This is a genomic window from Halomonas stenophila (assembly GCF_014192275.1).
Taxonomy (GTDB): Bacteria; Pseudomonadota; Gammaproteobacteria; order Pseudomonadales; family Halomonadaceae; genus Halomonas; species Halomonas stenophila.
This window is the reverse complement of sequence record NZ_JACHXR010000005.1, coordinates 68,775-94,860: the sequence shown is the minus strand read 5'-3', so window position 1 is coordinate 94,860 and position 26,086 is coordinate 68,775. Positions and strand designations below refer to the sequence as shown.

Here is a 26,086-nt window from a genome sequence, read left to right as displayed (position 1 = left end):
TGCGACCCACGAGACGAAACAAGCCTCCCGGCTACCGGCCGTAACGTAGATGACCGGCAGCACGTCAGGGCTCCATGTCGACAAAACCCTCACCGCGTTCGAAGCGAGCAACCTGGTCTGCGGCGAATTCAGCCGCCTGGCGAGTGCTGTGGTCGGCATCGGGCACGATGTAGAAATTCCAGTTGAATGGTACTTCGAGGCGCTCGGCCTGCTCTGCCGAAGTTTCAAAGTAATTGATGGCGCGTTCCAAGCGGTTCGCACCTAGCGCCCTCGCGCTGGAGGAGTTTGCAAGTTTGGAATGATTGGGGTTGTCGTCATCTTCACCCACCATGATCAACGCCGGCATGGCGAAAAAGTCGGCCAGATCCGCCGTATCCACACCCAGGGGGTCATCCTTTAACCCAAAGTGCCAACGCATGTTGTCATCCGGAAGCGTCCATACACCTGGCGCACTGCATACCAACGCCTCTACCTTGGTGGTGACTTCGAAGGTCAGCAGTCGATGGGCGACCTGGCATCCGGCACTATGACCGAAAAGATAGTACCCCTCTCTGGTCGAGTTTAGCGTCTCCGCCACGTCCTCGAAGAGTGGCTCGATAACGCTGTATGACCATTCCTCCGGTGGGTTGGGCTGCTCGGTTTCCCTGTCGACCAGGTTTCCCCTGTGGTAACTCCTGCTTCCTGGATAATCCTGTTTGTCGAATTCCGGCGCGATGACAACGAACCCGTACTCTTCGGCCCTTTCTGCCCAGGCGTCCCGGTTGTACTGGGCATTGCGCCCGGAGCCATGCATCACCATGACGATGGGGGACTTGGGGGTCATGTCGTCGGGCAAGTAGGTGTAGACATCCAGTTGCTGATCGCTACCCGGGAGGGAGTACCCGAAACGTCCCTCGCCTTCCGACAAGGTGAACGCGGATGCCCCGCAGGTTGCGACAAGAAGCGAAAAGCCCAGGGCGGCAGAAGAGAGAGAAGACGATATTCGGCTGAGCATGGGGATACCTCTTGATCCATTTCCGGCCCTGAGGACGCACTCCTCCCGATCCCCGTTGTTTATTCCGTGTCGAGGGCAGCACCGTTGCTGTCATCCAGGCGCCAATTTCCGAGCCAACTTCAGGAGCAGGTCCTGGTCGGGATAGTAACTGATCAGCGTCAGGCGACTGATAGGCCCGAAGGCCCGGCGCCGACGATGAACGCTTCGAAATCCATCGAAGCGCGTTATGCCGATTCTGTCACGCTGAATCTCCAGATGAAAACCATGTCTCGACGGCATCAACAGAGCCAGCGTGCGTCCGCATGGTCAAGGCAGTGCCGACGCGATGCCCGGCGAGGATCGCAGGAGCCTGAGGCCGGTGGGTCGGGACCAGGTCCTGGAATTCACTGAATCCGAAATAGGTCGCTTCGCCCTTGCAGGGGGCGGGGCATCAGTCGTGGGGTATCAGCCGCTCGCTGGCATCCGCTGCGATGCCGTAGGACATGGGCTACTCGACATTGTCGAGGAAGTCGAGTACCCGCTGTGTCAGGACCTCCGCGGCATCCTTGTCGTACGACGGCAGGCTGCTGTCAGCGAACAGGTGCCGGTCCCCCGGATACAGGAAGAGTTCAGCCTCCGTGGTCGTCTCGACGAGGGAGCGTGCCGCATCGAGGTCTCCCTCGCCCGCGAAGAACTCGTCACGGTCCATGCCGTGGATCTGGACCCGAACGCCCCGCGGCCAAGCAGCGCCGAACTCCGAGAACGGGACACAGGCATGGAACAGCAGAGCCCCGATCGCGCCAGCGCGGGTTTGTGCCAACTTTTGCGCGGGCAACACGCCGAGCGAGAACCCAGCGTAGACGAGTCCGCCGGGCAACCCTTCAGCGGCCGCAACACCGCGCTCGATGATCGTACCGAACCCCATCTTCTCGGCGTATCCGACGCCCTCCTCCAGGTCATCGAACACCTGGCCGTCGTACAGGTCCGGAACGTGCACGGTGTGACCCGCACGTCGCAGCATCTCAGCGAAATCCCGGACCCCCGATGTCACTCCATGCGCGTGATGGAACAACAATACCTGTGCCATGTTGATACGATTCCTCTCCCCCTCGCGGGACTACCTGTCGGACTTCGTCGGCCCTTCCTTGGCGCCTATCCGATAACGTTTCGCTTGAGCCGCCGGGTGGAGCCACCGTCATCGCCAGCGACGACATCGACCGGCGCCACCAGGTAGCGGCAGCTGTCGAGTCGTTGGCCATCCGGCGGCGAGATATCGCTGAAGCCCATGCGTGCCTGGAGCCTGGCGGCCGAGTTTTGAGGATAGAAGCAGCAGGACGAACTCGCCCACCAACTGATAAGGCAGGTTCTACTCGGCCGGCACCCGGGCCGGCCGAGAGGTGCGTATCACCAGGATGGTCTCGGTCAGGCCGGCACCGTCGCCTCCCGGCTGGCCTGGTACAGCTCCGACAACTGGGCGATCAGCCCATCCACCCGGCGCTCTGCCGCCGCGAGGGAGGCGGCCAGCCGCTCCCCGCCCTCCTCCTGATGCTCGATCGACACCCGGTGGATGCGGGTGATGCCGATGAATTCCAGCGCCGTGGCCAGGCCGGGTTCCAGGTGATTCATATGGGCCAGCGCGCCGCCGGGCTCGAAGCCGGCGCCGCCCCGTGACGACAGGATGATGGCGTGACGCGGCCGATCGGCCAGCAGGGGCGTGAAGGGGTCGTCCGGCCGGCTCGGGTCAAAGTCCACCGTGCGCCCCATGCGCACCACCAGGTCCACCCAGGCCTTCAGCGCCGCCGGCATGCCGAAGTTGTACAGCGGGGCGCCGATCACCACGACGTCGGCGGCCGTCAGTTCGTCGATCAGCCGATCGCTCTCGGCGAGCACCTCCGCCATCCAGGGTTCCCGGCGCTCCGGAGGCGTGAAGGCGGCCTGGATCCAGCGCTGATCGATGAAGGAAGGCGGGGTGCCGCCCACATCGCGATGGGTCACGGTGGCGCCTGGCTGGCGGGCTTGCCAGCCGCTGACGAACCGCTGGGTGAGGCGACGGCTGAGGGAACCGTGCTCGTCGATACCGGCGAGACCGGGGCGGGCGCTGGCGTCCAGTTGCAGGATATGGGTCATGTCGGGCTCCTTGTGTTGTGAGTTGAACTCACTCATCGTTGAGAGTGACTTGAGCCTATGCCCGAGGCTTTAACGCCACAAACGACGAATATTTGCCGATATAGCTGAGCTGAACTCAATCATGAGCCCTCGCCGACTCCCTTCGCTGGCGGCCCTGCGGGCCTTCGAGGCCGCCGCCCGCCACGAGAGCGCCAAGCAGGCGGCCAATGAGCTGTCCGTCACGGCCACGGCCATCAGTCATCACATCCGCGGGCTGGAAGATGCCCTGCAGGTGGAGCTCTTCGTGCGCAAGCCCCGGCAGCTGTTGCTCACGCCGCCGGGAAGGGAGCTCTTCCAGACCCTGGAAGCGGCCTTCGACAGCATCGGGGAGACCCTGGAGCGGCTGAAGGCGCCGCCCGTCCGTCAGGCGACCACGCTCTCCACCACCCCGGCGGTGGCCGTGCGCTGGCTGCTGCCCTGGGTGTGCCTGCTGAGGGAGTCGCATCCGGACATCGACCTGCGCATCCATGCCTCCCACGAACCGGTGGCACTGGATGGCGTGACCGCGGATCTGGCGATTCGCTATGGCGACGGCCAGTGGCCGGGGCTAGTGGCGGAGAAGCTGTTCGACAACACCTTCATCCCGGCCTGCAGCCCACAGCTGAACCTGAACGATCCGTCCGAGCTGCCCGGCCATCCGCTGATTCACTTTCGGCCCCAGGACGCCTCGGTGACGCCCGTGGACTGGGCCGGCTGGCAGAAGCGGGCCGAAGTGCCGGGGCTGGATGTCGGCGCCGGGCTGGTGTTTTCCGACGAGACCCACGCCATCTCCGCCGCCATCGGCGGCCAGGGCGTGGCGCTGATGAGTCGCCCGCTGATCGCCGAGGCACTGGCGGAGGGGCGCCTGGTCCAGCCCTTCGGGCCGGTGCTGGAAGGCAAGCCGTTCTACCTGGTTTATCCGGAAGGCCGCCGCGATGCGCCGACGATACGGGCGATCCGCGACTGGGTGATGCGGATGCCGGGAGGGCTGTGCCAGCGAGCCGGGACAGCGCCACCATGACCATGAAGGCTCCCGGGAGGCGTCGATGGCCACGGCCTTGTAACCGCCCCGACTCGGTATGCCACCCTGAATCGTCCGCGCCTTGTCGCCCCATGACAGGCTATCTTCAAGGTTCCCCATACCGGCAGACGGAAAGGAGTACTCCCATATGAGCGACAGGAATGCCTACGAACAGAAGCTACGCGCCAAGCTGGATGAACTGCAGGCCGAGGTGGACAAGCTGAAGGCGCGGGCCCGGGGTGCCGAGGCCGATGCGCGTATCGAGCAGGAGAAGGAGGTCGATCGGCTCGAGGCGAAACGTGAAGAGATGCGCCAGAAGCTCGACGAACTGCGCCATGCTAGCGACGATGCCTGGGACGACGTCAAGGCCGGCGCGGAACGCGCCTGGGAGTCCCTGAGTGACTCCATCAAGTCTGCCCGCTCCCGCTTCAAGTGACCCTGCCGGGAGCCCCCTCAGGCAGCCGCCCTGCCTCGATGGGGCGCTCCCGGAGGATCAGCTTTCCCCCAGCGCCAGGCGCACGGCCTGCCCGGCATGGATTTCCGTGGTGTCGTAGAGCGTGACCGCGGTATCCCCCGCCTGAATCAAGAGTCCCATCTCGGTACAGCCCAGAATCACTCCCTGGGCGCCTCGCTGGGCCAGGGAGTCCACCACCTCGAGGTAGGCGACTTTCGATTCAGGCTTGATCACCCCCTGGCAGAGTTCCTGAAAGATGACGGCGTGAATCACCTCCCGCTGCGCCGCATCGGGTACCAGCACCTCGATGCCGCGCGCCTCGAGCCTTTCGCGGTAGAACGCCTGCTCCATCGTGAACCGTGTTCCCAGAAGCCCCACGCACGTCACGCCGTCGCTCGCCAGTACGCTGGCCGTGGCATCCGCGATATGCAGCAGGGGAGCCTGTACCACGCGCTCTATCTGTGGGGCGACCTTGTGCATGGTGTTTGTGCAGAGCACGAGGAAGTCTGCCCCGGCGGCTTCCACCGCCTGGGCCGCTGAGCCGAGGATCTCGGCGGCGGCGTCCCAGTCGCCACGCTGCTGCAGGGGCTCGATCTCGGCAAAGTCGACGCTGTAGAGCACCAGCCTGGCCGAGTGCAGGCCGCCCAGTCGATTTCTCACCTGCTGATTGATGAGGCGGTAATAGGTCTGGGTCGACTCCCAGCTCATGCCGCCGATCAGCCCAATGGTTTGCATACTCCCCTCCCCACTCCCTGCGGCCGATAGGGGTACGTCCCCGATTACCCCTCTACTCGGCCTCGTTCTTGCTGCCGTCCGGCGAGACCAGGTACCACTCGCCATCGAAGCCGTGAACGTCCTGTCCATTGACGTCACCGGCAGCCTGATCCTTGACGAAGCGATAGAGCGGCCAGCCCCCATAGGTGAGCTGGGTGGTGCCATCGTCACGTTCGATAGGCCCCATCAGCTCCTGGTCGAGCCCCTCGCCGGCTTGCGGCTCCCCCTCAACGGTATGCGGAGGCCAAGCCTCGGCACACTCGTCGTGACACTGGCTTTTCGCCTGGTTATCGCCCTCTCCCCGTTGATCCCTGGTGAACAGGTAGAGGGTCCGGCCCTGGCCATCGGCGAGGTAGCTGCCGTACTGATCGCTCTGTTCGACGCTGAGTGCCGTGTCACCGTCGGCCTGCGCCAAGGCGGACGCGGAGATAGCGGTGGCGACGGCGGTGAAGAGGGCTAACTTCCAAACTGGCATGGTCGTTCTCCTCGGTAATGGAACGTCGTTGGCCGTTTGTCAGGCTAGCAGAGATCTCTCGGCGCGACGGCTCTTCAGAAGGGGCTTCCGGAGTCGCGTATCAAGGACACTCAAGGCATACCCTGAAACCAGATCCACACCCCGAACAGCACCACACCGATCAGGCCGATGGGGGTGGAGTAGCGCTTCCATAGGTGCAAGGCGGCATCCCCCAGCAGGGCCACCAGGATGGCCAGGCCAAAATGGCGCGCGCCCCGGGCCAGCATGGCCGCCAACATGAACATCACAAACGAATAGCCGCTCGCCCCGGCGACCAGCATGGCGGTCTGGAAGGGGATCGGCACAAGGCCAACCGCCAGCAGCGCCATGAAGCCATCCTGCTGCAGGTGGACCTGAAAATCCTCATAGGCCGCCTGGCCGCCGAACAGGCCGATCACCGCGTCTCCCCAGTGTCCCATGGCGAGGACACCGAGATGGTAGCCGAGGACGGCCGCCGTGAGATTGCCCGCCAGGGCCACGCTGGCTATGGTCCACTTACGGTAGGGGTGGCACAGCATCCAGGGGATCAAGATGGCCTCGATGGGGATGGGCACGATCAGGGTTTCCATCATCGACGCGACGAACAGCAGCCATAGCGCGTGTGGCGACTTGTCCAGGCGATCAAGCCAGGCACCGGCAGACGTGAGTTTCAAGGGCATGACGTAGAGGACAAGGTCGGGGAAGCGTTTGTCTCGGCATCTTGGCCAAGGCGCGAATGAACTGCACCGGCGCCGGATGGGCCCGTGCAATCAGGGAGTAGGATAGCGATGAACATGAGTGATGCCTGGTGGCTCTGGGGAATCTTTGCCGTCATCGTGGTGGCCATGCTGGCAGTGGACTTGTTAGTACGTGGAGACACCCACAGGGTGTCGATGAAGGAGGCTGGCCTGTGGTCGCTGCTGTGGGTACTGGTGTCCTTGCTGTTCGGCGCCGGAATCTGGGCCTACCTGTACACGACTCAGGACCTCTCGGTAGCCAACAACAAGGCTACCGAGTTTCTGACCGGTTATCTGATCGAGAAATCCCTGTCGGTGGATAACGTTTTCGTCTGGCTGACGCTCTTCAGCTTCTTCGGGATCCCACCTGAGCTCCAGCGTCGGGTGCTGATCTATGGTGTTCTGGGTGCCGTGGTGCTGCGCGTGATCATCATCCTGATCGGTGCCTGGCTGGTCAGGAACTTCGAATGGATCCTCTACGTCTTCGGTGCCTTCCTGGTGTTCACCGGTGGCAAGATGGCCTGGAGCGCGAACAAGCAGTCCAACGTGGAGGACAATCGCCTGCTGCGCTGGCTGCGTGGCCACCTGCGTATCACCGAGTCGTTGCATGGCAACCGCTTCACCATACGCGACCAGGGAAAACTCTGGGCCACCCCCCTGCTGGTGGTGCTGATCATGGTGGAAGTGTCCGATATCATCTTCGCCGTGGATAGCATTCCGGCGATATTCGCCATCACCCGCGACACCTTCATCGTGCTGACCTCCAACCTCTTCGCCATCCTCGGGCTACGCGCCATGTACTTTTTGTTCGCCGGCCTGGCCGAGCGCTTCTCCCTGCTCGATTACGGACTGGCGCTGGTGCTGGCGTTCATCGGTATCAAGCTGCTGATCGAACCCTGGGTCCATATTCCCATCGGCTGGTCACTGGCGGTGGTCGCGGTGGTGATTGCCGCCACCATGGCGATCAGCTGGTACTGGACCGACCAACATGCCACCTCGTCATAAGCTACCGAACAGTGGCTTGGATACCACTCCGTCCCGGGACCATTCCGTGGCCTTCTGCTTGGTTAACTGGCGGACAGAATACTGAGCGTTCAGCAACTCGATGATCGGGGGGCATGCGGTCGCTGGGAACACCGTCAGGCAAAGAGCCGGGGTGTCGGCAGGATGGCGGTCCAGCGCGTATGCTGAGGGCCTGTGAGGCTCAAAGGGAGAAGGAACCGCGATGTCATCCTTGACGTTCAAGCCTCGCCGGCGCGGCGGCAAGTGGCCCACCCGCCTCGCCTGGCTGGCGGTGATCCTGTTGATCGTGGCCGCCCTGCTGATGGGCGGCGCGGGGCCGGCCTACCGGCTCGACCTGGTGTCGCTCTCCACCTCCTTCGCGTGGCTGCGCCAGGGCGCGCATCTGTTGATCGGCGCCGGTGCGGTGGGGCTGGTGGCGCTGGTCGTCGCCATGATCTGCCGGCGCTGGCGGGTGGCGCTGGTGGGGACCCTGGTGATCGTCGCCGGGGCGAGCCTGGTGGCGCTTCCCGCCCAGCTGATGCAGCTCGCCCGCAGCGTGCCGCCGATCCACGACATCACCACGGATCTGGAGAACCCGCCCGCCTTCGAGACCCTGGCGGCCGCCCGTGAGGCGACGCCCAACGCCGTGGCCTACCCCGGCGAGGCCACCGCCCGCCAGCAGCGGGCCGGCTACCCGCGGCTCGGGCCGCTCACCCTGGACGCCTCGCTCGGCGAGGTCCGGGCCGCCGCCGAGGCCACGGCCCGGGAGCGAGGCTGGGAGATCGCCGCCGTCGAGCCGAGGCGGATCGAGGCCACCGCCATCACCCGCTGGTTCGGCTTCCGGGACGACGTGGTGATCCGCCTGACCGAGATGGACGACGGCGTGCGGGTCGACATGCGCTCCGCCTCCCGGGTCGGCAAGAGCGACCTCGGCACCAACGCGGCGCGCATCCAGGCGTTCCTGGAAGCGCTGGCCCGGCGAGTCGACGGCGGGAGCGCGCCGTGAACCGAATTGCGAATCGCACGCAAAGGTAATCGCAACCGGATGAATTTAAAGGAAAATTTGACCACGAGCGCGACTCTTCCTAGGATGCAGCCCTGACTCCCCTGCGCCAGGAAAGAATCCTCATGAAAGGCAACTCCGAGATCATCGACGCCCTGAACGGACTGCTCGCCGCCGAACTCGCCGCCATGGACCAGTACTTCATCCATGCCGAGATGTACGCCGACATGGGCCTCAACAAGCTCCACGAGCGCATCGCCCACGAGTTCGACGACGAGAAGGGCCATGCCAAGCAGCTGATCGAGCGGATCCTGTTCCTGGAGGGCAAGCCCGATATCCACACCCGCACCCCGGTGCGCATCGGCCAGGACGTGGAGGAGATGCTCACCAACGACCTGCAGCTGGAATACGAGGTGGGCGACGCCCTGAAGGCCGCCATCGCCCTGTGCGAGCGGGAGCGCGACTTCCAGACCCGCACCGTGCTGATGCCGCTGCTCACCGACACCGAGCAGGACCACGCCTACTGGCTGGAGCAGCAGCTCCGGCTGATCAAACTGGTGGGCCGCGAGAACTACCTGACCGCGCAGATGTGACCCGACGCGCTCGCCGGCTGAGACGGGCCGGATGGCGCGGCGTCACTGCGGGGCCGGCAGCGCCTCCAGCCGGTGCAGCACCGCCCGGGTGATGGCCTCACGCTTGGGCAGGTCGGCCAGGCGCCGGGGCGTGTCGAGGTTCAGGGCGAAGAACACCGGGCCGCCGGACCGCTCGACCCAGCCCACCCACCAGCCGATTTGGCCGTCCCAGCCGCTCTTGGCGCGCAGGATCCAGTCACGGCCCGCTTCATTGATCATGATGTCCTTGACCAGCCGCTGGTCAGCCTCGGCGAAGGGCAGCGCCATCGCGTAGAGCCGCTCGAGGAAGTCGACCTGCTCGATGGCCGTGACCCGCAGGCTGCCGTCGAGCCAGAAGCTCTCGACGTCGTCGCCGAGCGTGGCGTTGCCGTAGCCGATCTCGCTCAGGTAGGCCCGCTCGCGCTCCGCACCGATCTGCTCGGCCAGGCGCTGGAAGACCCAGACCGTGGAGTAACGAAGTGCCGAGCGCAGGGTCTGGTCCTGGTTCCAGGCCGGCACGTCACGTTCTTGACCGTCCCAGGGAATCACCTCGAACTCGTCCTCGACCACGCCGGCATCCAGCGCGAAGAGCGCATGGGGCACCTTGAAGGTGGAGGCCGGCGAGAGTCGCTCTGCGGCCCGCTCGGGATTCACCACCCAGCGCCCCTCGCGACCCTCCCGCTGGTCGAGGATCACCAGGGTCGCGTTCTCGGCCCCCTGCTCGGCGAGGATCCCGGCCCAGTCAGGGCGTGGCTGCCAGTCGCCAGCCAGAGCCGACATCGGCAAGAGGGTCAACAAAGCCTGGCCTAGCAAAGTGGGTAAACGTTTCATCGTCAATGTCTCTCTCGCCGAGTGTCGCCACCATATCCAGTCTGGTGGCCATGGAAAGGCAAGAGTAGCCGCCCGCTTTGCGAGAGGACAAACCATGATATCTTGCATGACTCATTAGCTGAGCTTGGCCTGGCATGACACGTCCCTACCTGCCCCTCAATGCCTTGCGTGCTTTCGAGGCCGCTGCCCGGCATGCCAGCTTCACCCGCGCCGCCGAGGAACTGCACGTCACCCAGGCGGCGGTCAGTCATCACGTCAAGCAGCTGGAACTGCACCTGAACCGCAGCCTGTTCCGTCGCTTGCCTCGAGGCCTCGCGATCACCCCGGAAGGGGAGGCGCTGCTGCCGGTCCTCGGCGATTCCCTCGACCGCATGGGCGAGATGCTGCAGCGCCTTCAGGATGGCGAGGTCCGCGAGATCCTGACGGTCGGGGCGGTCGGCACCTTTGCGGTGGGATGGCTACTGCCGCGGCTGAATGACTTCCACACCCGGCACCCGCTGATCGAGGTCCGTCTCTCCACGCACAACAACAAGGTCGACCTGGCCGCCGAAGGGCTGGATTGTGCCATTCGTTTCGGCGACGGGGGCTGGCACGGCAACGAGGCGATGCCGCTGTTCGAGGCCCCTCTGTCGCCGATCTGCACGCCCCTGCTGGCAGCGAGCCTGACACACCCGACGGACCTGCTGTCCCACACCCTGCTTCGCTCGTACCGCGATCAGGAATGGTCACAGTGGTTCGCGACGGCGCGGGTGGCCCACCCACCGCCAATGCGTACGATGCGCTTCGATTCCTCTCTGGCGATGATGGAGGCGGCACGGCAGGGCGCCGGAATCGCGTTGTTGCCACCGTGCATGTTTGCCCATGCACTCGCCATGGGCGAGGTGGTGCAGCCCTTCCCCACCAGCATCTCCCTGGGCAGCTACTGGCTGACGTGGTTGAAATCACGCAAGCCAAGCCCAGCCATGGCCGCCTTCCGGGACTGGCTGGTCGGAGCCGCGGAAGAGCCAGGCTAGCCACGCCCCGCCAGCGCGCGCCGGAACTCGGCCCGCCAGGCTTCGGCGTGGGCCGAGGGGTCGGCCGGAAAGCGGCCCAGTGCCACGGCGAGGTCGAAGAAGCCCTGCGCCGGCAGGCCCTCGCCTCGCCGGCTGACCACCAGGGCGGCGATGAAGGGGCGCCCCCGGCGGGCGTCCTCCTCCATCAATGCCTCGAGCGCCTGAGCGACGCGCTGGATGGTCCGTGGCGGGGCGAGCCCCAGCGCCTCGGCGAGCTGCTGGTAGGTCATCGGCAGCAGGCTCTCGGGGGCCAGCTCGAGCACCCGGCGAGCCCGGACGGCGAGGGCCGCCACGGGGTCTGGCGTTGTCATGGCGGTATCTCCTCTGGGGGGCTGGGTAGAGTGGTGGCTCAGGCCAGGGCCTCGGGAATCGCGCGCTCGCCGTCCAGCAGGTGGAACTCCCGGTCGACCAGCGCCCGCGCCTGCACCAGGTGCAGCAGGGCATGGGCCACGTTGGCTCGCGACACGGTGTTCTCGCCGCCGGCCTCCTCCCGCGAGGTGGCGACCCTGCATGTGGCGGGCGCGTCGGTCAGCCGGCCGGGCTTGAGGATCAGGTACGGCACGCCGGCACCGCGCAGGTAGGCGTCGGCGGCGAACTTGGCGGCCATGTAGGGGCGCAGCTTCTCGGGCGCGGCCTGGGGATCCTCGGCGCGCAGGGCGCTGACCATCACGAAGCGCGCCAGTCCCAGCTCGCTGGCCAGGTCGACGGCGCGGGTCGCGGCGTAGAGATCGATCAGCAGCGTCTTGTCGGGCCCGGTATGCGGGCCGGAGCCGGCGGTGAAGAGCACCTGGTCGCAGCCCGCGAAGGCGTGGCGGAAATCGCCCTCCAGGTCGGCCACCACCGTGGCGATGCCGCGCTCCTCGAACCAGGCATGCTGCTCCTCGCGGCGGACCATCGCCCTGATGGGCACCCCGGCCGCCTCGGCCAGCTCGCAGAACTGGCGGCCGATCTGGCCGTTGGCGCCGATGACCAGTGTCGTCATGCTGCTTCCCTCCTGTCGGTTGCCTGTCGCGGGCCGCTCGCTGGACGGCGCGTCGCGCGCAAACGCCAAGCCTAGCATGAAGGATAGGCGGACTGGCCTGGCCGGCGGCGGCCCGGTGCCGTAAGCTGCCACGCCATGCTTACCGCATCCCAGCGCGACGAGGAGCGAGTCCCGTGAACCCCGAAGACCTGGAACGGCTGGTCACCCTGCGCATGCCCTTCGGCAAGTACGCGGGAACGCTGATCGCCGACCTGCCCGGCCCCTACCTCAACTGGTTCGCCCGGGAGGGCTTTCCCGAGGGGCAGATCGGCCGGTTGCTGCAGTTGATGCACGAGATCGACCACAATGGGCTGAGCGAGCTCCTCGAGCCCTTGCGCCGGGGCACCTGAGCCCCCATACGAGGTTGCCATGCTGCGTATCTCCAACACCGTGGAGTTGGCCGAGCACGAGATCGAGATCACCCAGATCCGCGCCCAGGGCGCGGGTGGGCAGAACGTCAACAAGGTCGCCTCGGCCGTCCACCTGCGCTTCGACATCCCCGCCTCCAGCCTGCCGCCCTTCTACAAGGAGCGGCTGATGGCGCTCTCCGACCAGCGCATCAGCAAGGAGGGGGTGGTGATCATCAAGGCCCAGAGCCACCGCACCCTGGAGCTGAACAAGGAAGACGCCCTCGCCCGCCTGCGCGAGCTGATCCGCCGCGCCATCAAGCAGCAGAAGGCCCGCAAGCCGACCCGCCCCACCAAGGGTTCCCAGCGCCGTCGGGTCGACAAGAAGGTCAAGAAGGGCAAGACCAAGGCGCTGCGCGGCAAGGTGAAGCCCTAGCCGTCCGGCGGGCGCCCGGTCCGACGCCTATAGTGACTCCTGACGTCCCTTCATTCGCAGGAGATCGCCATGAGTGCCGACAAGACCCCGGGCGGCCCGGACCTGGCCGCCGGCATCGAACTGAACGCGCTGGCCGAGGGCGAGATGATCACCGGCCATGTCGGCAAGAAGGCCGTGCTGCTCGCCCGCAGCGGCGGCGACTTCCACGCCGTCGGCGCCCGCTGCACCCACTATGGTGCGCCGCTTGGCGACGGCCTGATCGTCGACGATACCCTGCGCTGCCCCTGGCACCACGCCTGCTTCAGCCTGCGCAGCGGCGAGGCCCTGGCCGCCCCGGCGCTGGACGGCCTGGCCTGCTGGAAGACGGAAGTGGTCGGCGACCGGGTGATCGTGCGGGAGCGTGCCGAGCCCGGGCCGAAGCGACACCCGGCCCGCTCGCCGTCCTCGGTGGTGATCGTCGGCGGCGGGGCGGCCGGCGAGGCCGCCGCGGAGATGCTGCGCCGCGAGGGCTACACGGGGCCGGTGACGATCGTCAGCGATGATGCGGCTCCGCCCTGCGACCGCCCCAACCTCTCCAAGGACTACCTGGCCGGCAAGGCGAAGGCCGCCTGGCTTCCCCTGCGCGGCGATGACTTCTATGCGCAGCACGACATCACCCTGCGGCTCACCACCGAGGTGGCGGCGATCGAGCCCGAGGCCTCGCGGCTGCGGCTCGCCGACGGCGAGACCCTCGACTACGGGGCGCTGCTGCTGGCCACCGGCGCCGAGCCGGTGCGCCTGCCGGTGCCCGGTGCCGAGCTGCCGCATGTGCATACCCTGCGCAGCCAGGCCGACAGCGAGGCGCTGATCGCCGCCGTCGAGGCCGGCGCCCGGCGCGCCGTGGTGGTCGGCGCCAGCTTCATCGGCCTCGAGGTGGCGGCGTCACTGCGCGAGCGCGGGCTCGAGGTACGGGTGGTCGCCCCCGAGGCGCGCCCCCTGGAACGGGTCCTCGGCGAGACGCTGGGCGACTTCATCCGCGAGCTTCACGAGTCGAAGGGGGTGGTCTTCCACCTGGAGGAGCGTGTGGCGAGCATCACCGCCGACATGGTCGAGCTCGAGGGCGGCCAGCGCCTCGACGCCGACCTGGTGGTGGTGGGCATCGGCGTGCGCCCGCGCACCGCATTGGCCGAGGCGGCGGGCCTGGCGGTGGACGATGGCGTATGGGTCAGCGACACCCTGGAGACCAGCATGCCGGGCATCTATGCCGCCGGAGACAGCGCTCGCTGGCCGGACCCGATCAGCGGCGAGCGCGTGCGCATCGAGCACTGGACGGTGGCCCAGCGCCAGGGGCAGCGCGCCGCCCGCAACATCCTCGGCGCCGGCGATGCCCGGGCCGCCGTGCCCTTCTTCTGGAGCCAGCATTACGATATCGGCATCAACTACGTGGGGCATGCCACGCACTGGGAGCGCATCGAGACCGACGGCGACCCGGCGGCCCACGACTTCACCGCGCGCTTCATCGCCGAGGATCGCCTCCTGGCGGTGGCGACGATCTTCCGCGACCGGGAGAGCCTCGAGGCCGAGGCGGAGATGGAGGCCCGCCAGCGCGCGGGCCAGTAGCCCGCGGGCACACTCCATTCGCCAGGGGCCGGGAGCCCCGTCGAGGGCTCCCCGTCCCGCCCCACTCGCCCTCAGGCCATCCGGGCGATGACCCGCTCCCTCGGCCAGCGCACCTTCTTGAGGCCGGCGAGCCAGTCGGCGTCCGCGTCACGGTAGCCCAGCGCCACCACCACGGCGCTGCGCAGCCTGCGTGCCTCCAGGCCGAGCACCGCGTCCAGGGCCGCCGTGTCGAAGCCCTCCATGGGCGTGGCATCGACCCGCTCCAGGGCGGCCGCGGCCAGCACCATGCCCATCGCCAGATAGGCCTGCTTGGCCGCCCAGTGCCGACGGGCCTCGGCGGTCGCGAAGCCATTGACCACGCCCTTCAGGGTGTCGCGATAGCCCGCGAGGCGCGTCGCGTCGAGCCCACGCTCCCGGGCCATCAGGCGGATCAGCTCGTCGACCTCGGACACGCCGCTCGTCTCCCAGGTGGCGAACACCAGCAGGTGCGAGCACTCGCTGATCTGTGGCTGATCGAAGGCGGCGGGCCGGCATCGCTCGCGCAGCGCCGGGTCGTCGACCACCACCACCGAGTAGGGCTGCAGGCCATAGGAGGACGGCGCGAGGTGGGCCGCATCGAGGATGCGTTCCAGGGTGGCCTCGGGAATGCGCTGGCCGTTCATGCGCTTGGCGGCATAGCGCCAGTGCAGGGCGGTATCGAGGGACATGCGGTGAGCTCCAGGGTGTCGGGGGGAAGGGGCAGGCGTCAGGGACGCGCGCAGCAGGACGCTTGCGGCGCGGGCCTCGCCGGCCGGGCGGCGCCGCGCTGGAAGATCAGGGTGCCGGCGACCACCAGGCCGGCGGCCAGCGCCAGGTTGGGCGGGGTGGGCTCGCCCAGTACCAGCACGGCGACGGCGGTGCCCACGGTGGCCGCCACCGTGCCGATCTGGCTGAGGTACACCGGGCCGGCCAGTCGCTGGAGGATGAAGAAGAACCGGTAGAGCACGGTGAACACCGCCACCTCGAGCCCCAGCAGGCCGAGGCCCGCCGGCGAGGCGAACAGCTCGCCGAGCCGCCCGGGCTCCATGGCCAGGCTGAACGGCAGCAGGGTCAGGGCGGCCCCGGCCAGCACCAGCGCGGTCAAGTACACCAGCGGGACGTCCGCCGGCCAGCGCAGGGTGCGATAGATGTTGCCCAGGGCCAGGGCCAGCGGCATCAGCAGGACCAGCAGCGACCAGCCCAGCGGTCCGCCGCCGGTGCCGGCCTTGGAGAGGGCCAGCACGATGCCCCCGGAAAGCCCCAGCAGCACGCCGACCAGGCGATCCCCGCGCAGGGGTTCGAGGCGCAGCAGCACGGCCAGCAGCCAGGTCACCAGGATGGGGAAGGCGAAGCTCAGCGAGATGAACCCCGCCCCCACGTGGCGCACCGCCAGGAAGCCGAGCGCATTGGGCAGCGCCAGCAGGCTGCCGGCGACGGCGGCATACTCGAGCACCCGGCGATCGAGGCGCCACTCGCCGCGCCTGGGCAGTGCGATCAGCAACAGGCAGCCGCTCGCGCTGGCCAGGGCCACCATCAGGAAGGTCAGGCGCGGCAAGGCCGCCGCATCGGCGAACTTGGCCACGGTCAGCGACATGGCCAGCAGGGTCCCTACCAGCAGCAGGCAGCCCAGGGCCTTGAGCCCGCGGCGATCGCGGCGCTTGTGTCCGACGAGGGCGTTGGTCATCCTTGTGCTCCTATAGCTTGGCATCGTGTATCACGATAAAAAGAATCTTAGCATCAAGATAAATAGGTAGCAAGCCCCCATGAACCGAGTCAGTGTAGCGATCGACCAGTGGCGCCAGGAAATGCCCGACCTGGACCTGCTGCCCATGGAGCTGACGGCGCGGCTGACCAGCGTCGGCCGGCACCTCAGCCATCAATACCTGGAGCCCTTCTTCAAGGCCCGCGGCCTGCAACCCCGGGAGTTCGACGTGCTGGCGACCCTGCGCCGGGCCGGCGCCCCCTACGCGCTGACCCCGACCCAGCTCTTCGAGGTGCTGATGCTCTCGTCGGGGGGCATGACCAACCAGCTGGATCGCCTGGAGAAGGCCGGGCTGATCGCCCGCCAGCCCAATCCCGCCGATCGGCGCAGCATGCTGGTGACCCTCACCGAGGCCGGCCTCGGCCTGGTGAACGAGGCCCTGCCGCAACACGTGAACAACGAGGCCCGGGCGCTGGCGACGCTGAGCCGCGAGGAGCAGCAGACCCTCAATGCCCTGCTGGGCAAGCTGCAGGACGGGCTGGAGGCCAAGGCACCCGACTAACGGCATACCCGGCGACAGCAGGGCAATCGCAGTTGAGTGGCGAGGGGCGCAGGGGACAGGTCGTAGAGGGGGGCCTAGGCCGCATCGATGCGCTTGGTCATCAGCAGCCAGTCGCCGCCGTGCTTGCCGCCGGGATAGGGCTCGATCGGCAGCGAGGCCGTCTCGCGGAAGCCCTGGTGCTCGTAGAAGGTCCTGGCCACGTGGTTCTCGGAGGCCACGATCAGGCTCATCTCGGTGCAACCGGCGGCGATGGCCGAGGCCTCGGCCTGGGCCATCAGCAGGCTGGCCACGCCCCGGCGCCGCGCCGCCTTGTAGGTGGCGATGGCATTGATATACCAGCTGCCCGGCGCCTGGGCCTCGAGGCGCAGCAGCGGCTGGACGACCCGCGGACAGTCGTCGAGGTCATCGAGGTCGTAGGGGGCCGGCAGCCGGTAGTCCAGGATCATCCCCAGCAGCTTCTTCTTCTGCAGGCAGACCTTGGCGTGCCGGTAGCTGAAGCCGCCCTCCTCCCGGGCGGCACGCTGCTCGCCCACGTCCATCGGCGTCTCGTTGCCCTTGGCCATCTGCCCCCACAGGTACTCGGGCAGGCCCTCGCCCGCCAGGTTGATCAGGTAGGCCAGGTCTCTGGCATAAGCCTTGGTGGCATCACGAATGTTCATCTCACCTCCCGGGCGACTGCCCGACGCCGGTTGCGCCGGCTGGCGCCCCTGCCGATCCCCGTGCGGGCCGACTCTTCACGATGTAGGGACCACGATGGCCCGCGGGAATTCCGAGGGACCTCGTTCCGAGATGCCCCGTCATGGGTTCCACGCCCGGGCCTGCTAGCTTGAAGGAAGGCCCCTCCTGGAGGATCGGCACATGAGCGACGCCTTCGACCTGACCGACGACCTGGGACCGGAAAAGGTCCTCTACCTGCATGATCCCGCCACCCGGCTGCGCGCCATCCTGGTGATCGACAACGTCGCGGCCGGCCCGGCGATCGGCGGGACGCGCATGGCCCCGGACGTGAGCCTCGAGGAGTGCGCCCGTCTGGCCCGCTCCATGACGCTGAAGAACGCCTCGGCCGGCCTGCCCCACGGCGGGGCCAAGGCGGTGATCTTCGCCGATCCCCGCATGCCCACCGCCGACAAGGAGCGGCTGGTGCGCGCCTACGGCTACGCGATCCGCGAGATCACGGACTACATTCCCGGCCCCGACATGGGCACCGACGAGATCGCCATGGCCTGGGTCCACGACATGACCGGTCGCGCGGTGGGCCTGCCCCGGGAACTCGGTGGCATCCCCCTGGACGAGATCGGCGCCACGGGCTTCGGCCTGGCCGCGGCCATCGAGGAGGCCCAGACCCACGGCGGCTTTCGCCTCGCGGGGGCGCGGATCGCCATCCAGGGCTTCGGCGCGGTGGGCCGGCATGCGGCGCGCTACCTGGCCGAGCGCGGCGCCGTGCTGGTGGCGGTCAGCGATTCCGGCGGGACCCTGGTGCGCCCCGAGGGCCTCGACGTCCAGGCCCTGATCGACTGGAAGCGCGAGGGCCACGCGGTGGCCGAGTTCCGGGACGGCCAGGCCCGCGATCGGGAGGCCATCATCGATGTCGAGTGCGAGGTGTGGATTCCCGCGGCGCGACCGGATGTGCTGCACGAAGGCAACGTGGACCGGCTGCGGGCCAGGGTGGTGGCCGAGGGCGCCAACATCCCCGCCACCGAGGAGGCCGAGCGCCGACTCGCCGAGCGGGGCGTGCTGGTGTTGCCGGATTTCATCGTCAACGCCGGCGGGGTCATCTGTGCGGCGGTCGAACACGCCAACGGCAGCCAGGGCGTGGCCCTGGCCCGTATCGAGGAGAAGGTCTGCCACAACCTCGGCGAGGTGCTCGGCCGGGCCAAGGCCGAGGGCCAGCTGCCGCGGGCGGCGGCGGTGGAGATGTCGCGGGAGCGGGTCTGCACCGCGATGCGCTTCCGCCGGCCCTGGTGATCCCCGGATGGGGGCGGCACGCCGCCGGCTGACGGATGAACGCTGTGCGCAGAACGAACGGACCTGCCGGGCGTGAACCGCGACAGCTTCGCCCACCAGGTCATCGCGCCCCCATTGACGCGGGCCCGGTCGTCACCAGGCCCGCGGTCGTGAGACGCCTGCGTGGCTGGACTTACTGGAAGGTATCGCAGACGGCCGTCTGGGCGGAGGGATCGTGGCTCTCCACATGGGTGGTGGCCTCGCCGCCCGCCTCGATGGCCACGCTCCACTGGTGGTCGTTGTCCATGGGATCGCAGTTGCCGGCGTTGCCGCCACCGAAGTTGGAATCGATCCAGTAGTGGACGGCGTAACTGCCGCCCTCCCGCAACACACCGGGGAAGGCGAAGGAGAACGCCGGGTCGCCGTCCGCGGAGACCTCCCCGGTCTTCACGGCGATGGTCTCGCCGCTGGCCGTGTCCACCAGCGCCGCCTGGATTGCCTGGCCGCCGTGGGGCCCGTTGAAGCTGGCATCGCCCTGGAAGGTCAGGTCATGGCCCTCACTGGCCAGGGCCGCGCCGGCCACCAGAGGCAGGGCCAACAGCAGGCCCCGTCCGAGGCGTGTCGCGGAAAGCATCGTGGTCGTCATGGGGCACCTCCCGAAGGGTGACGGATGAACGTGAAGCCCCGAGGGCTGACTCCAGCATAGTGCCCCGTGCCGCTGCTTGCCGACGACACCATGCCGACGATCCGACGGCCCGACGAAATTCAAACGTTCGTTTGCATTCCCGAGCGAGGCGGCTAGGCTAATTATCGAACACCGTTTTACAACCCCTCACCATCGACGCCGCCGCGAGGTTCGCTGATGGATACGCATTCGCTACTGATTCAGGTCCTGCTGTATGTCTTCCTGCCGCTGTGGGGCATCGCCGGCTTCGTCGACTGGTGCTGCCACCGGGCCACCCGCATCGAGGCGACCTCGGGGCTCAAGGAGTCGCTGGTCCACTCGCTGATGGGCGTGCAGGTCGGCATTCCGATCCTTCTGTGCCTGCTCTACGAGGTCAACGTGCTGGTGCTGCTGATCTGCCTCGCGGCCTGGCTGCTGCACGAGCTGGTGGCCCACTGGGACGTGCACTACGCCGCGCCGAGACGACACATCAGCATCTGGGAGATGCACGCCCACAGCTACCTGGCCAGCCTGCCGTTCTACATGCTGGCCATGATCGTGGTGATCAACTGGCCGGTGATGCGGGACCTGCTGGCCCTGGACTGGGCCGGCCAGCTTCGGCTGCAGCCGCTCGACGCGCCCCATGGCGGCGAGGGCTACTTGCCCGTCTACCTCGGCTTCATGGCCCTGCTGGCGTTCCTCCCCTACGCGGAGGAGAACCTGCGCTGCCTGCGCCATGCCCTCAAGCCACGGAGGACATTGACATGAGCGTCTACATCACCAGCACCGGCCACCACCTGCCCGGCGAGCCGGTCGACAACGCGCGCATCGAGGACGTGCTCGGCCGGGTCCACGGCAGGCCCAGCCGGCTGAAGCGGCGCATCCTGAAGTCCAACGGCATCCGGCAGCGCCACTACGCCATCGACGCCGATCACAACACCACCATCGGCAACGGCGCCATGGCCGCCCGGGCCGGCGAGGACTGCCTGGCGCAGGGCTACCTGGCCAAGGGGCGCATCGCGATGCTCAGCGTGGCCACCAGCCAGGGCGACCTGGTGCTGCCGGGGTTCGGCAGCATGGTGCAGGCCGAACTCGGCCTGCCGGACGTGGAGCTCAACACCAGCCACGGCATCTGCTCGAGCAGCATGATGGCGCTGAAGGCGGCCTACACCGGCGTGAAGGCCGGCGAGCATGGCAACGCCCTGGTCATCGCCAGCGAGCTGGCCTCGCGGCTGTTCAAGGCCAGCCGCTTCGAGGCCGCCGGGGCGGAGGTCGACTTCGACGCCGAGTTCCTGCGCTGGATGCTCTCCGACGGCGCCGGGGCCCTGCTGCTGGAGGACCGCCCCCGGGCACTGTGCTTCCGCATCGACTGGATCCGCGGCATGTCCCACGCCGATGCCTTCCCGGTGTGCATGAGCGTCGGCCGGCCGGCCGACGCCGAGGGGCACGCGAGCTGGCAGGACTACCCCACCTACGCCGAGGCGGAAGCCGCCGGCGCGCTGCTGATCCGCCAGGACGTGCGGCTGCTCGACAACCTGGTCAAGCTCGGCGTGGACGGCCTGCTGCGGCTGATCGACGAGGGCCGGGTCGCGGTGGACGAGGTCGACCACCTGCTCTGTCATTACTCGTCGCATTACTTCCGCGGCAGGATCTTCGACATGCTCAGCCAGGCCGGGGCGGCCATCCCCGAGGAGAAGTGGTACACCAACCTCTATACCCGGGGAAATACCGGCTGCGCCTCGCTGTTCATCATGCTCGACGAGTTCCGCCGCACCCAGCGCTACGCCGAGGGCGACACCCTGCTGTGCTTCGTGCCCGAGAGCGGTCGCTTCAACAACGTCTACATGCACCTGACGGTCGTCAAGGAGTCGACATGAACAGCGTCATGAACAGCAAGATCACCACCCGGGCCGGCCAGGACTGCCTGCAGGGACTGATGCGCATCTGGTTCGATTTCGAGCGCCAGCTGGGCCGTGTCCCCGTGATCCAGCGCCTCGAGCGCGGCCGCTTCCCCCTGGAGGACTATCGCCGGCTGCTGCTGCACCTGCGCCAGCAGGTGGTCGAGGGCGCGCGCTGGATCACCCGCGGTGCCTCGAGCTTCGATCGCGACTTCGCCGACGTACGCTCGATGGTGATCGAGCATGCCCGGGAGGAGCACCGCGACTACGAGCTGCTGGAGGCCGACTACGTGGCGGCCGGCGGCGAGCGCCGGACCATCGTCGAGGGCGAGCGCAATGCCGGCAGCGAGGCCCTGCATGCCTTCATGATGTACCGGGCGAGCCAGCCCAATCCCGTCGACCTGATCGGCGCCATGTGGATCATCGAGGGGCTGGGCCAGAAGATGGCCGCCGACTGGGCGCGCCGGGTCGAGGCGGCCACCGGCGGCGATGGCGGCCATACCCGCTTCATGCGCTATCACGGCGAGAACGACGACGCCCACCTGGACAAGCTCTATGCCCTGCTCGACCGGGTCTGCCGCGACGCGGCCGACCGCCGGGCCATCCTGCGGACCGCCCGGGTCGTGGCTCGGCTCTATGCGCTGCAGCTCGAGGAGGTGGACCATGACTAGCCGGCGCAGCCCCTTCCTGCGGGCCCTGGAGGTCGACGACTCGCTGCCCATCGAACCCGAGGCGATGCGCCTGTGGCTCGCTGACCTCGAGCGGCCGACCCGCTGGTGGCTGCGCCCGCTGCTGCAGGGGCTGCTGGGGGCGCTGCTGCACGTGATCTGGTTCTTCAAGAGACTGCCGCTGCCGCAGTTCCGGGCCCACGGGCTGCTGCAGCGGCTGATCTGCTGGTTCTGCAGCCATGCGGTCAGTCCCGAGGCCAACCTGCTGATCCTGCGGCACTTCGCCACCGAGTCGAACGTGATCAACTTCCTCGTGGACAACGGCGAGGTGGCGGACGTCGCGCCGCTGACGCTCTATCCGCGGTGTATCCGGGACATGCGACAAGCGACCTTCGTCGACCACGACCAGGAGCTGTTCCGCGCCTTCGCGGCGATGGGGCGCTGGCGGCCGCGCCCGGCCCCGCTGCCTCGGGAAGCCCTGCGCTGGACGCACTGGCGGCCGATCGCGATGGCGGACTTCAGGGTCCCTCGGCGGCGCACCCAGGTGCTGGACTTCGAGAGTGCCCACGCGCTGTTCATGTGCCTGTTCTGCCTGCTGCTGACCCGGGAGGAGTACCGCGACGCCATCAACGGCTTCAACCTGGACCAATCGCTGGCCATCCGCATCGGCCAGCTGATCGGCGACCCGAGCCTGGCCGAGATGGCCTACAACAAGTACCCGCATTACCTGGTGGGCCCCTGGAACCTCGGTCAGCGCTTCCTGATGCATGGCTTCTTCACCGAGTACCTCTATGCGCGACTGGAGCGACTGGAGCGACTGCAACAGGCGGCGGCAGCGCCGCCGCGCTCGGCGCAGCGCCCGGCTACCCGCGGCAGTTACACGACGTGACATTTTCCGGGGCCTTGGCCATATTATCCGGGTGCGCCAGGCGCACGGCCTCTCATCGCAAGGGAACAGGGATTATGTCGATCTATCGCAAGGCTGCGCTCGTGGCCCTTCCACTATTGTGTTACACGGCGGGCGCCCAGGCCCTGGACTGGGAAGCCGCCCCGTCCTACGGCACCGTGAACCTCGTCTCGGGATTCCAGCCCGACCCGCACCGCACCAGCCTCACGGCAGGCGGCAACCGCTCCGCCGGCGAGGCGGGTCCCAACTGCAGCGGCTACGTCAGCGACAAGCCCGACCTGGACCTCAACTACGAGGCCGGCCGGCACGTGCTGAGCATCTTCGTGGAGTCCCCGGCCGACACCACCCTGGTGGTCTACGACGGCGCCGGCAACTGGCACTGCAACGACGACTACTCCACCGCGGCCGGCACCAATCCGGGCATCAAGTGGCATGACCCGCCGTCCGGCAACTACAACATCTGGGTCGGCAACCATGCCGCCGGCGAGCTGCAGGACGCCAGCCTCAGCATCTCCGAGGCCAGCCCGTCCTGGGGCGCCAGCAACGCCAGCACGGGCAGCAGCACCGGCGGCATCGAGTGGGGCGACAACACCAGCCGCTGGGCCAACGACGGCGAGTGCGACGACCCGCGCTTCGGCGGCCCCGGGGTTCACTCGCTCAACATCGACGAGGACCGCTACCACGACGCCAACGACTGCCGCAGCCTCTACGAGCAGGGCCAGGTCTACCTGAAGTGAGCCCGCCATGATCCCGGTGCCGGCCCCCGGCCGGCACCGGACCCGCCTAGTGTTGCTTGACCCGCCAGATCCGCCACGCCAGCCCCCCGATGACCAGCACCGCCAGCGGGCCGAATACCCCGACGGCGACGCGCGGCTCGAGGGGCATGCCCAGGGCCTCGAGGCTCCCCAGGGCGAGCTTGATCAGGCTGAAGATGTAATAGCTGATGACGATGATCGACAGGCCCTCGACGGCCTTCTGGATCTTCAGCTGGCTGCTGGTGCGCTCGTTGAGGCTCTTGAGCATCTCGGCGTTCTGCTCCTCGATCTCCACCTGGGCGCGGGTTCGCAGCAGGTCGTTGAGGCGCGCCACGTTCGCCGCCAGCTGCTCCTGGCGGCGGTCCACCGCGGCGCAATAGCGCACCGTGGGCTGGAAGCGCCGCATCAGGAAGACGCCCAGCCGCTGGCAGTCCCCGACTCGGGTCTCGCGCAACTCCTCCACCCGGGTGAAGACGATCCTGGCGTAGGCCTCGGTGGCGCTGAAGCGGTGACGACTGCGGGCGCCGCTGCGCTCCAGGCGGGCGGAGAGCGAGGCGATGGCACTCAGCAGCGGGCGCGGCCCCTCGGAGTCGTCCTCGGCATTGCGGTTGGAGAGCTCGCCCAGCTCGGCCTCGAACCCCGCCAGCTCGGTCCCGAGCCGCTTGGCCTGGGGCAGCGCCAGCGAGGCCATCATGCGGTAGGTCTCGATCTCCAGCAGCCGCCGCGCCATGCGCCCCAGACGGAAGTCGTTGAGGGCACGATTGACGATCAGCAGCCGATTGACGCCCTGTGCGTCGAGGCGAAAGTCGCTCCACACCGTGGCATCGCCACCGCCGATGCGCGACCCGGCGGGGTCGCGAAACCCGCAGGCCTCGGTGTCGATGCCCCAGGAGGCCTGCGACTCGACCAGGATCACGGTGGCGTTGATCAGGGCCTCCCGGTGGGCCTCGGCGATCTCGGCCAGGCGCGGCGGGGGGGGCGGCCAGATCTCCCCTTCAGGCGCCCTGGGCACCATCAGGGTCAGGGTGAAGAACTCGGTATGCCGCTCCCACTTCAGCACCTGGCCATCCTCGAGGGTGAGGATGCCCTGCACCGCCTCGGGGGCGAGGCTGGTCCCGGCCAGCTCGCAGAGGCGCGTGATGATGCCGTCGCAGACACCGTTGGTGTCGAGGAAGGCGTAATGGTGGAGGTGGGCCGGCTCCGAGAAGTAGATCGACGGGCGAGCATGGAGCTCGTTGTGCAATTGCTCTCGCTGGGGGTGCATGATCGGGTCCGAAAGGGAGTGAGTAGACCGAGACTAAGGTCCAAGCCCCGCCGGGCCAACCGACGTCCTCAACGCGGCGAGGCCCGCCAGGCCGGCCTGGCCCCCTCCCCTGCAGTGGAATCAACGGCTTGCCATGCCCGGGCGATGGGATCGAGGCGTCGGCGACCGCCCGGCTGCGTCCTTTTGCCCCACCTCATCTCAACAGGCATGACTCATAGCCACTTGATGCGCCGGAACACCCACAGCAGGCCGAGGCCGATGGCGAGCATCACCAGCAGCACCATGAAGTAGCCGTAGCGGTAGGTCAGCTCCGGCATGTGGGCAAAGTTCATGCCGTAGAGGCCGGCGATGAAGGTCAGCGGCACGAAGATAGCGGTGATCACCGTCAGCACCCGCATGGTGCGATTGAGCTGGTGCGACGAGAGCGAGATATAGCCGTCGACCAGGTCGCCACAGATGTCGTAGTACATCTGGGTCAGGCTATGCAGCCGCTCGAAGCGCTCGTGCACGTCATTGATGGCGTGCAGGGTCTCCTCGTTGTCGCGGGGCAGGTGCGCATAGTCATAGGCGGTGAGTTCCCGGGTGATGCCGAGATGGTAGTTGAAGACCCGGCGCATCTTGACCAGCCGCGAGCGAAGGCCGATGACCCGGCGCATCAGGGCATCGCTGCCATCGTCGACCAGCGCATCCTCCAGGTCGCCGAGCTGGTTCTCGAACGCCAGCAGGCTGTCCAGGTAGTAGCCGGCGGAGGCGTACATGATCCGCAGCGCGACGTGTCCGGGCGAGCGCTTGAGCAGGATGCTGCCCTCGTGTTCCCTGAGGCGGTCGATGCTCAGCGCCAGCCCCGGGTGCAGGCTGATCAGGAAACGCTCGCCGAGGAGGAAGGCGACCTGCTGGGGCACGTAGTCGAGTTCGGCATCGAAGGAGGAGATGCCGCGATAGAGGATCAGGGAATGGTCCTCGAATTCCTCGATCTTCGGCGGATGGCGTTCCCGCTGGGCATCGTCGATGGCCAGGGGGTGGCAGCCGAAGGCCTCGAGCATGGTTCGCTCGCGCTCCGGCGGCTCGCCCTGCAGGTCGATCCAGATATGGCTCTCCGCCGCGTCGCGCCAATGCGCAATCAGCTCCTCACCTCCCTGCATGACCCGGCCTTCGCCGCTCACCAGTAGCGTTCGTATCATCGCTTGGTCATCCTTTGACGAGAC

Annotated in this window: 31 protein-coding genes; 16 read left to right on the top strand and 15 right to left on the bottom strand. The window is 67.6% G+C overall.

Translation table 11 applies throughout. The features are described 5' to 3' along the window. Positions 1-64 precede the first annotated feature (64 nt). From FHR97_RS10600 to FHR97_RS10590, 3 genes are all read right to left on the bottom strand, one after another. Positions 65-994: an alpha/beta hydrolase gene (locus FHR97_RS10600; protein ID WP_183383778.1), complete on the bottom strand. Its 930-nt coding sequence runs from the start codon at positions 992-994 to the stop codon at positions 65-67. Between the two features lie 487 nt (positions 995-1,481). Next, entirely contained in the window at positions 1,482-2,060 is a 579-nt protein-coding gene (locus tag FHR97_RS10595; protein ID WP_183383777.1) for a dienelactone hydrolase family protein, read from the bottom strand. Positions 2,061-2,395: 335 nt separating this feature from the next. Next, positions 2,396-3,100 carry an FMN-dependent NADH-azoreductase gene (locus tag FHR97_RS10590; protein ID WP_183383776.1) on the bottom strand — a complete coding sequence of 235 codons (705 nt, stop codon included), beginning with the start codon at positions 3,098-3,100 and terminating at the stop codon, positions 2,396-2,398. A 121-nt stretch (positions 3,101-3,221) separates the two neighbouring features. Here FHR97_RS10590 and FHR97_RS10585 point away from each other — a divergent pair, with 121 nt between their 5' ends. Together FHR97_RS10585 and FHR97_RS10580 are read left to right on the top strand one after the other, a co-directional pair. Then, positions 3,222-4,139, top strand: a complete 918-nt coding sequence (locus FHR97_RS10585; protein ID WP_183383775.1) for a LysR substrate-binding domain-containing protein — start codon at positions 3,222-3,224, stop codon at positions 4,137-4,139. 148 nt (positions 4,140-4,287) lie between these two features. Continuing rightward, on the top strand, positions 4,288-4,575 hold the full coding sequence (locus FHR97_RS10580; protein WP_183383774.1) for a sll1863 family stress response protein: 288 nt from the start codon (positions 4,288-4,290) through the stop codon (positions 4,573-4,575). Positions 4,576-4,632: 57 nt separating this feature from the next. Here FHR97_RS10580 and FHR97_RS10575 read toward each other — a convergent pair whose 3' ends face one another. The 3 genes from FHR97_RS10575 to FHR97_RS10565 all read right to left on the bottom strand — a co-directional run bounded on the left by FHR97_RS10575 (position 4,633) and on the right by FHR97_RS10565 (position 6,540). Next, a complete protein-coding gene (locus FHR97_RS10575) occupies positions 4,633-5,328 on the bottom strand; it encodes an aspartate/glutamate racemase family protein (protein ID WP_183383773.1) in 696 nt (231 codons plus the stop codon). Positions 5,329-5,380: 52 nt separating this feature from the next. Beyond that, positions 5,381-5,842 carry a COG4315 family predicted lipoprotein gene (locus tag FHR97_RS10570; protein ID WP_183383772.1) on the bottom strand — a complete coding sequence of 154 codons (462 nt, stop codon included), beginning with the start codon at positions 5,840-5,842 and terminating at the stop codon, positions 5,381-5,383. 110 nt (positions 5,843-5,952) lie between these two features. Beyond that, positions 5,953-6,540: a YqaA family protein gene (locus tag FHR97_RS10565; protein WP_183383771.1), complete on the bottom strand. Its 588-nt coding sequence runs from the start codon at positions 6,538-6,540 to the stop codon at positions 5,953-5,955. A 114-nt stretch (positions 6,541-6,654) separates the two neighbouring features. Between FHR97_RS10565 and FHR97_RS10560 the strand changes: the two genes are divergently transcribed. The 3 genes from FHR97_RS10560 (at position 6,655) to bfr (ending at position 9,195) form a co-directional block, all read left to right on the top strand. After that, complete coding sequence (locus tag FHR97_RS10560; protein ID WP_246403935.1) at positions 6,655-7,602, top strand: TerC family protein; 948 nt, start codon at positions 6,655-6,657, stop codon at positions 7,600-7,602. 220 nt (positions 7,603-7,822) lie between these two features. After that, the gene (locus FHR97_RS10555; protein WP_183383769.1) at positions 7,823-8,605 is read left to right on the top strand and encodes a DUF1499 domain-containing protein; all 783 of its coding nucleotides are present in this window, start codon (positions 7,823-7,825) and stop codon (positions 8,603-8,605) included. Between the two features lie 122 nt (positions 8,606-8,727). Beyond that, positions 8,728-9,195, top strand: a complete 468-nt coding sequence (bfr, locus tag FHR97_RS10550; protein WP_183383768.1) for a bacterioferritin — start codon at positions 8,728-8,730, stop codon at positions 9,193-9,195. Between the two features lie 42 nt (positions 9,196-9,237). Here bfr and blaOXA read toward each other — a convergent pair whose 3' ends face one another. After that, a complete protein-coding gene (blaOXA, locus tag FHR97_RS10545) occupies positions 9,238-9,993 on the bottom strand; it encodes a class D beta-lactamase (protein WP_246403934.1) in 756 nt (251 codons plus the stop codon). Positions 9,994-10,178: 185 nt separating this feature from the next. Here blaOXA and FHR97_RS10540 point away from each other — a divergent pair, with 185 nt between their 5' ends. Further along, positions 10,179-11,057 (top strand): LysR family transcriptional regulator, encoded by an 879-nt coding sequence (locus tag FHR97_RS10540; protein WP_183383766.1) that lies wholly within the window; start codon positions 10,179-10,181, stop codon positions 11,055-11,057. On the opposite strand, the gene FHR97_RS10535 is transcribed toward FHR97_RS10540, so the two are convergent. Next, on the bottom strand, positions 11,054-11,407 hold the full coding sequence (locus tag FHR97_RS10535) for a hypothetical protein (RefSeq protein WP_183383765.1): 354 nt from the start codon (positions 11,405-11,407) through the stop codon (positions 11,054-11,056). The genes FHR97_RS10540 and FHR97_RS10535 overlap by 4 nt on opposite strands. A 38-nt stretch (positions 11,408-11,445) precedes the next feature. Further along, positions 11,446-12,078, bottom strand: a complete 633-nt coding sequence (locus FHR97_RS10530; RefSeq protein ID WP_183383764.1) for an NAD(P)H-binding protein — start codon at positions 12,076-12,078, stop codon at positions 11,446-11,448. Between the two features lie 173 nt (positions 12,079-12,251). Between FHR97_RS10530 and FHR97_RS10525 the strand changes: the two genes are divergently transcribed. The 3 genes from FHR97_RS10525 to FHR97_RS10515 all read left to right on the top strand — a co-directional run bounded on the left by FHR97_RS10525 (position 12,252) and on the right by FHR97_RS10515 (position 14,499). Then, positions 12,252-12,467, top strand: coding sequence for a putative quorum-sensing-regulated virulence factor (locus FHR97_RS10525; protein WP_183383763.1), 216 nt, complete (start codon positions 12,252-12,254; stop codon positions 12,465-12,467). A gap of 19 nt (positions 12,468-12,486) precedes the next feature. Continuing rightward, a complete protein-coding gene (gene arfB / locus FHR97_RS10520) occupies positions 12,487-12,900 on the top strand; it encodes an alternative ribosome rescue aminoacyl-tRNA hydrolase ArfB (protein ID WP_183383762.1) in 414 nt (137 codons plus the stop codon). Positions 12,901-12,969: 69 nt separating this feature from the next. After that, the gene (locus tag FHR97_RS10515) at positions 12,970-14,499 is read left to right on the top strand and encodes an FAD-dependent oxidoreductase (protein ID WP_183383761.1); all 1,530 of its coding nucleotides are present in this window, start codon (positions 12,970-12,972) and stop codon (positions 14,497-14,499) included. 71 nt (positions 14,500-14,570) lie between these two features. On the opposite strand, the gene FHR97_RS10510 is transcribed toward FHR97_RS10515, so the two are convergent. Further along, the gene (locus tag FHR97_RS10510) at positions 14,571-15,206 is read right to left on the bottom strand and encodes an NAD(P)H-dependent oxidoreductase (protein WP_183383760.1); all 636 of its coding nucleotides are present in this window, start codon (positions 15,204-15,206) and stop codon (positions 14,571-14,573) included. Between the two features lie 38 nt (positions 15,207-15,244). After that, complete coding sequence (locus FHR97_RS10505) at positions 15,245-16,201, bottom strand: DMT family transporter (protein ID WP_183383759.1); 957 nt, start codon at positions 16,199-16,201, stop codon at positions 15,245-15,247. Between the two features lie 79 nt (positions 16,202-16,280). Between FHR97_RS10505 and FHR97_RS10500 the strand changes: the two genes are divergently transcribed. Further along, on the top strand, positions 16,281-16,781 hold the full coding sequence (locus tag FHR97_RS10500) for a MarR family winged helix-turn-helix transcriptional regulator (protein ID WP_183383758.1): 501 nt from the start codon (positions 16,281-16,283) through the stop codon (positions 16,779-16,781). 74 nt (positions 16,782-16,855) lie between these two features. Here FHR97_RS10500 and FHR97_RS10495 read toward each other — a convergent pair whose 3' ends face one another. Continuing rightward, positions 16,856-17,440, bottom strand: coding sequence for a GNAT family N-acetyltransferase (locus FHR97_RS10495; RefSeq protein WP_183383757.1), 585 nt, complete (start codon positions 17,438-17,440; stop codon positions 16,856-16,858). Positions 17,441-17,639: 199 nt separating this feature from the next. Here FHR97_RS10495 and FHR97_RS10490 point away from each other — a divergent pair, with 199 nt between their 5' ends. Further along, positions 17,640-18,746 (top strand): Glu/Leu/Phe/Val family dehydrogenase, encoded by a 1,107-nt coding sequence (locus tag FHR97_RS10490; RefSeq protein ID WP_183383756.1) that lies wholly within the window; start codon positions 17,640-17,642, stop codon positions 18,744-18,746. Positions 18,747-18,918: 172 nt separating this feature from the next. Here the strand turns inward: FHR97_RS10490 and FHR97_RS10485 are convergent, their stop codons facing one another. Further along, positions 18,919-19,371, bottom strand: a complete 453-nt coding sequence (locus FHR97_RS10485; protein WP_183383755.1) for a hypothetical protein — start codon at positions 19,369-19,371, stop codon at positions 18,919-18,921. A 216-nt stretch (positions 19,372-19,587) separates the two neighbouring features. On the opposite strand from FHR97_RS10485, the gene FHR97_RS10480 reads away from it, so the two are divergent. The 5 genes from FHR97_RS10480 (at position 19,588) to FHR97_RS10460 (ending at position 23,599) form a co-directional block, all read left to right on the top strand. Continuing rightward, on the top strand, positions 19,588-20,157 hold the full coding sequence (locus tag FHR97_RS10480; RefSeq protein ID WP_183383754.1) for a diguanylate cyclase: 570 nt from the start codon (positions 19,588-19,590) through the stop codon (positions 20,155-20,157). Next, positions 20,154-21,266 (top strand): beta-ketoacyl-ACP synthase III, encoded by a 1,113-nt coding sequence (locus tag FHR97_RS10475; RefSeq protein ID WP_183383753.1) that lies wholly within the window; start codon positions 20,154-20,156, stop codon positions 21,264-21,266. Before FHR97_RS10480 ends, FHR97_RS10475 begins: the two co-directional genes overlap by 4 nt. Continuing rightward, a complete protein-coding gene (locus FHR97_RS10470) occupies positions 21,263-21,958 on the top strand; it encodes an iron-containing redox enzyme family protein (RefSeq protein WP_246403933.1) in 696 nt (231 codons plus the stop codon). Before FHR97_RS10475 ends, FHR97_RS10470 begins: the two co-directional genes overlap by 4 nt. Next, a complete protein-coding gene (locus FHR97_RS10465) occupies positions 21,951-22,844 on the top strand; it encodes a DUF6999 family protein (protein WP_183383752.1) in 894 nt (297 codons plus the stop codon). Before FHR97_RS10470 ends, FHR97_RS10465 begins: the two co-directional genes overlap by 8 nt. 101 nt (positions 22,845-22,945) lie before the next feature. After that, positions 22,946-23,599, top strand: coding sequence for a hypothetical protein (locus tag FHR97_RS10460; protein ID WP_183383751.1), 654 nt, complete (start codon positions 22,946-22,948; stop codon positions 23,597-23,599). A 46-nt stretch (positions 23,600-23,645) separates the two neighbouring features. Here the strand turns inward: FHR97_RS10460 and FHR97_RS10455 are convergent, their stop codons facing one another. Continuing rightward, positions 23,646-24,881 (bottom strand): DUF3422 domain-containing protein, encoded by a 1,236-nt coding sequence (locus FHR97_RS10455; protein WP_183383750.1) that lies wholly within the window; start codon positions 24,879-24,881, stop codon positions 23,646-23,648. Between the two features lie 212 nt (positions 24,882-25,093). Beyond that, entirely contained in the window at positions 25,094-26,062 is a 969-nt protein-coding gene (locus tag FHR97_RS10450; RefSeq protein WP_183383749.1) for a magnesium transporter CorA family protein, read from the bottom strand. Positions 26,063-26,086: the final 24 nt, after the last annotated feature.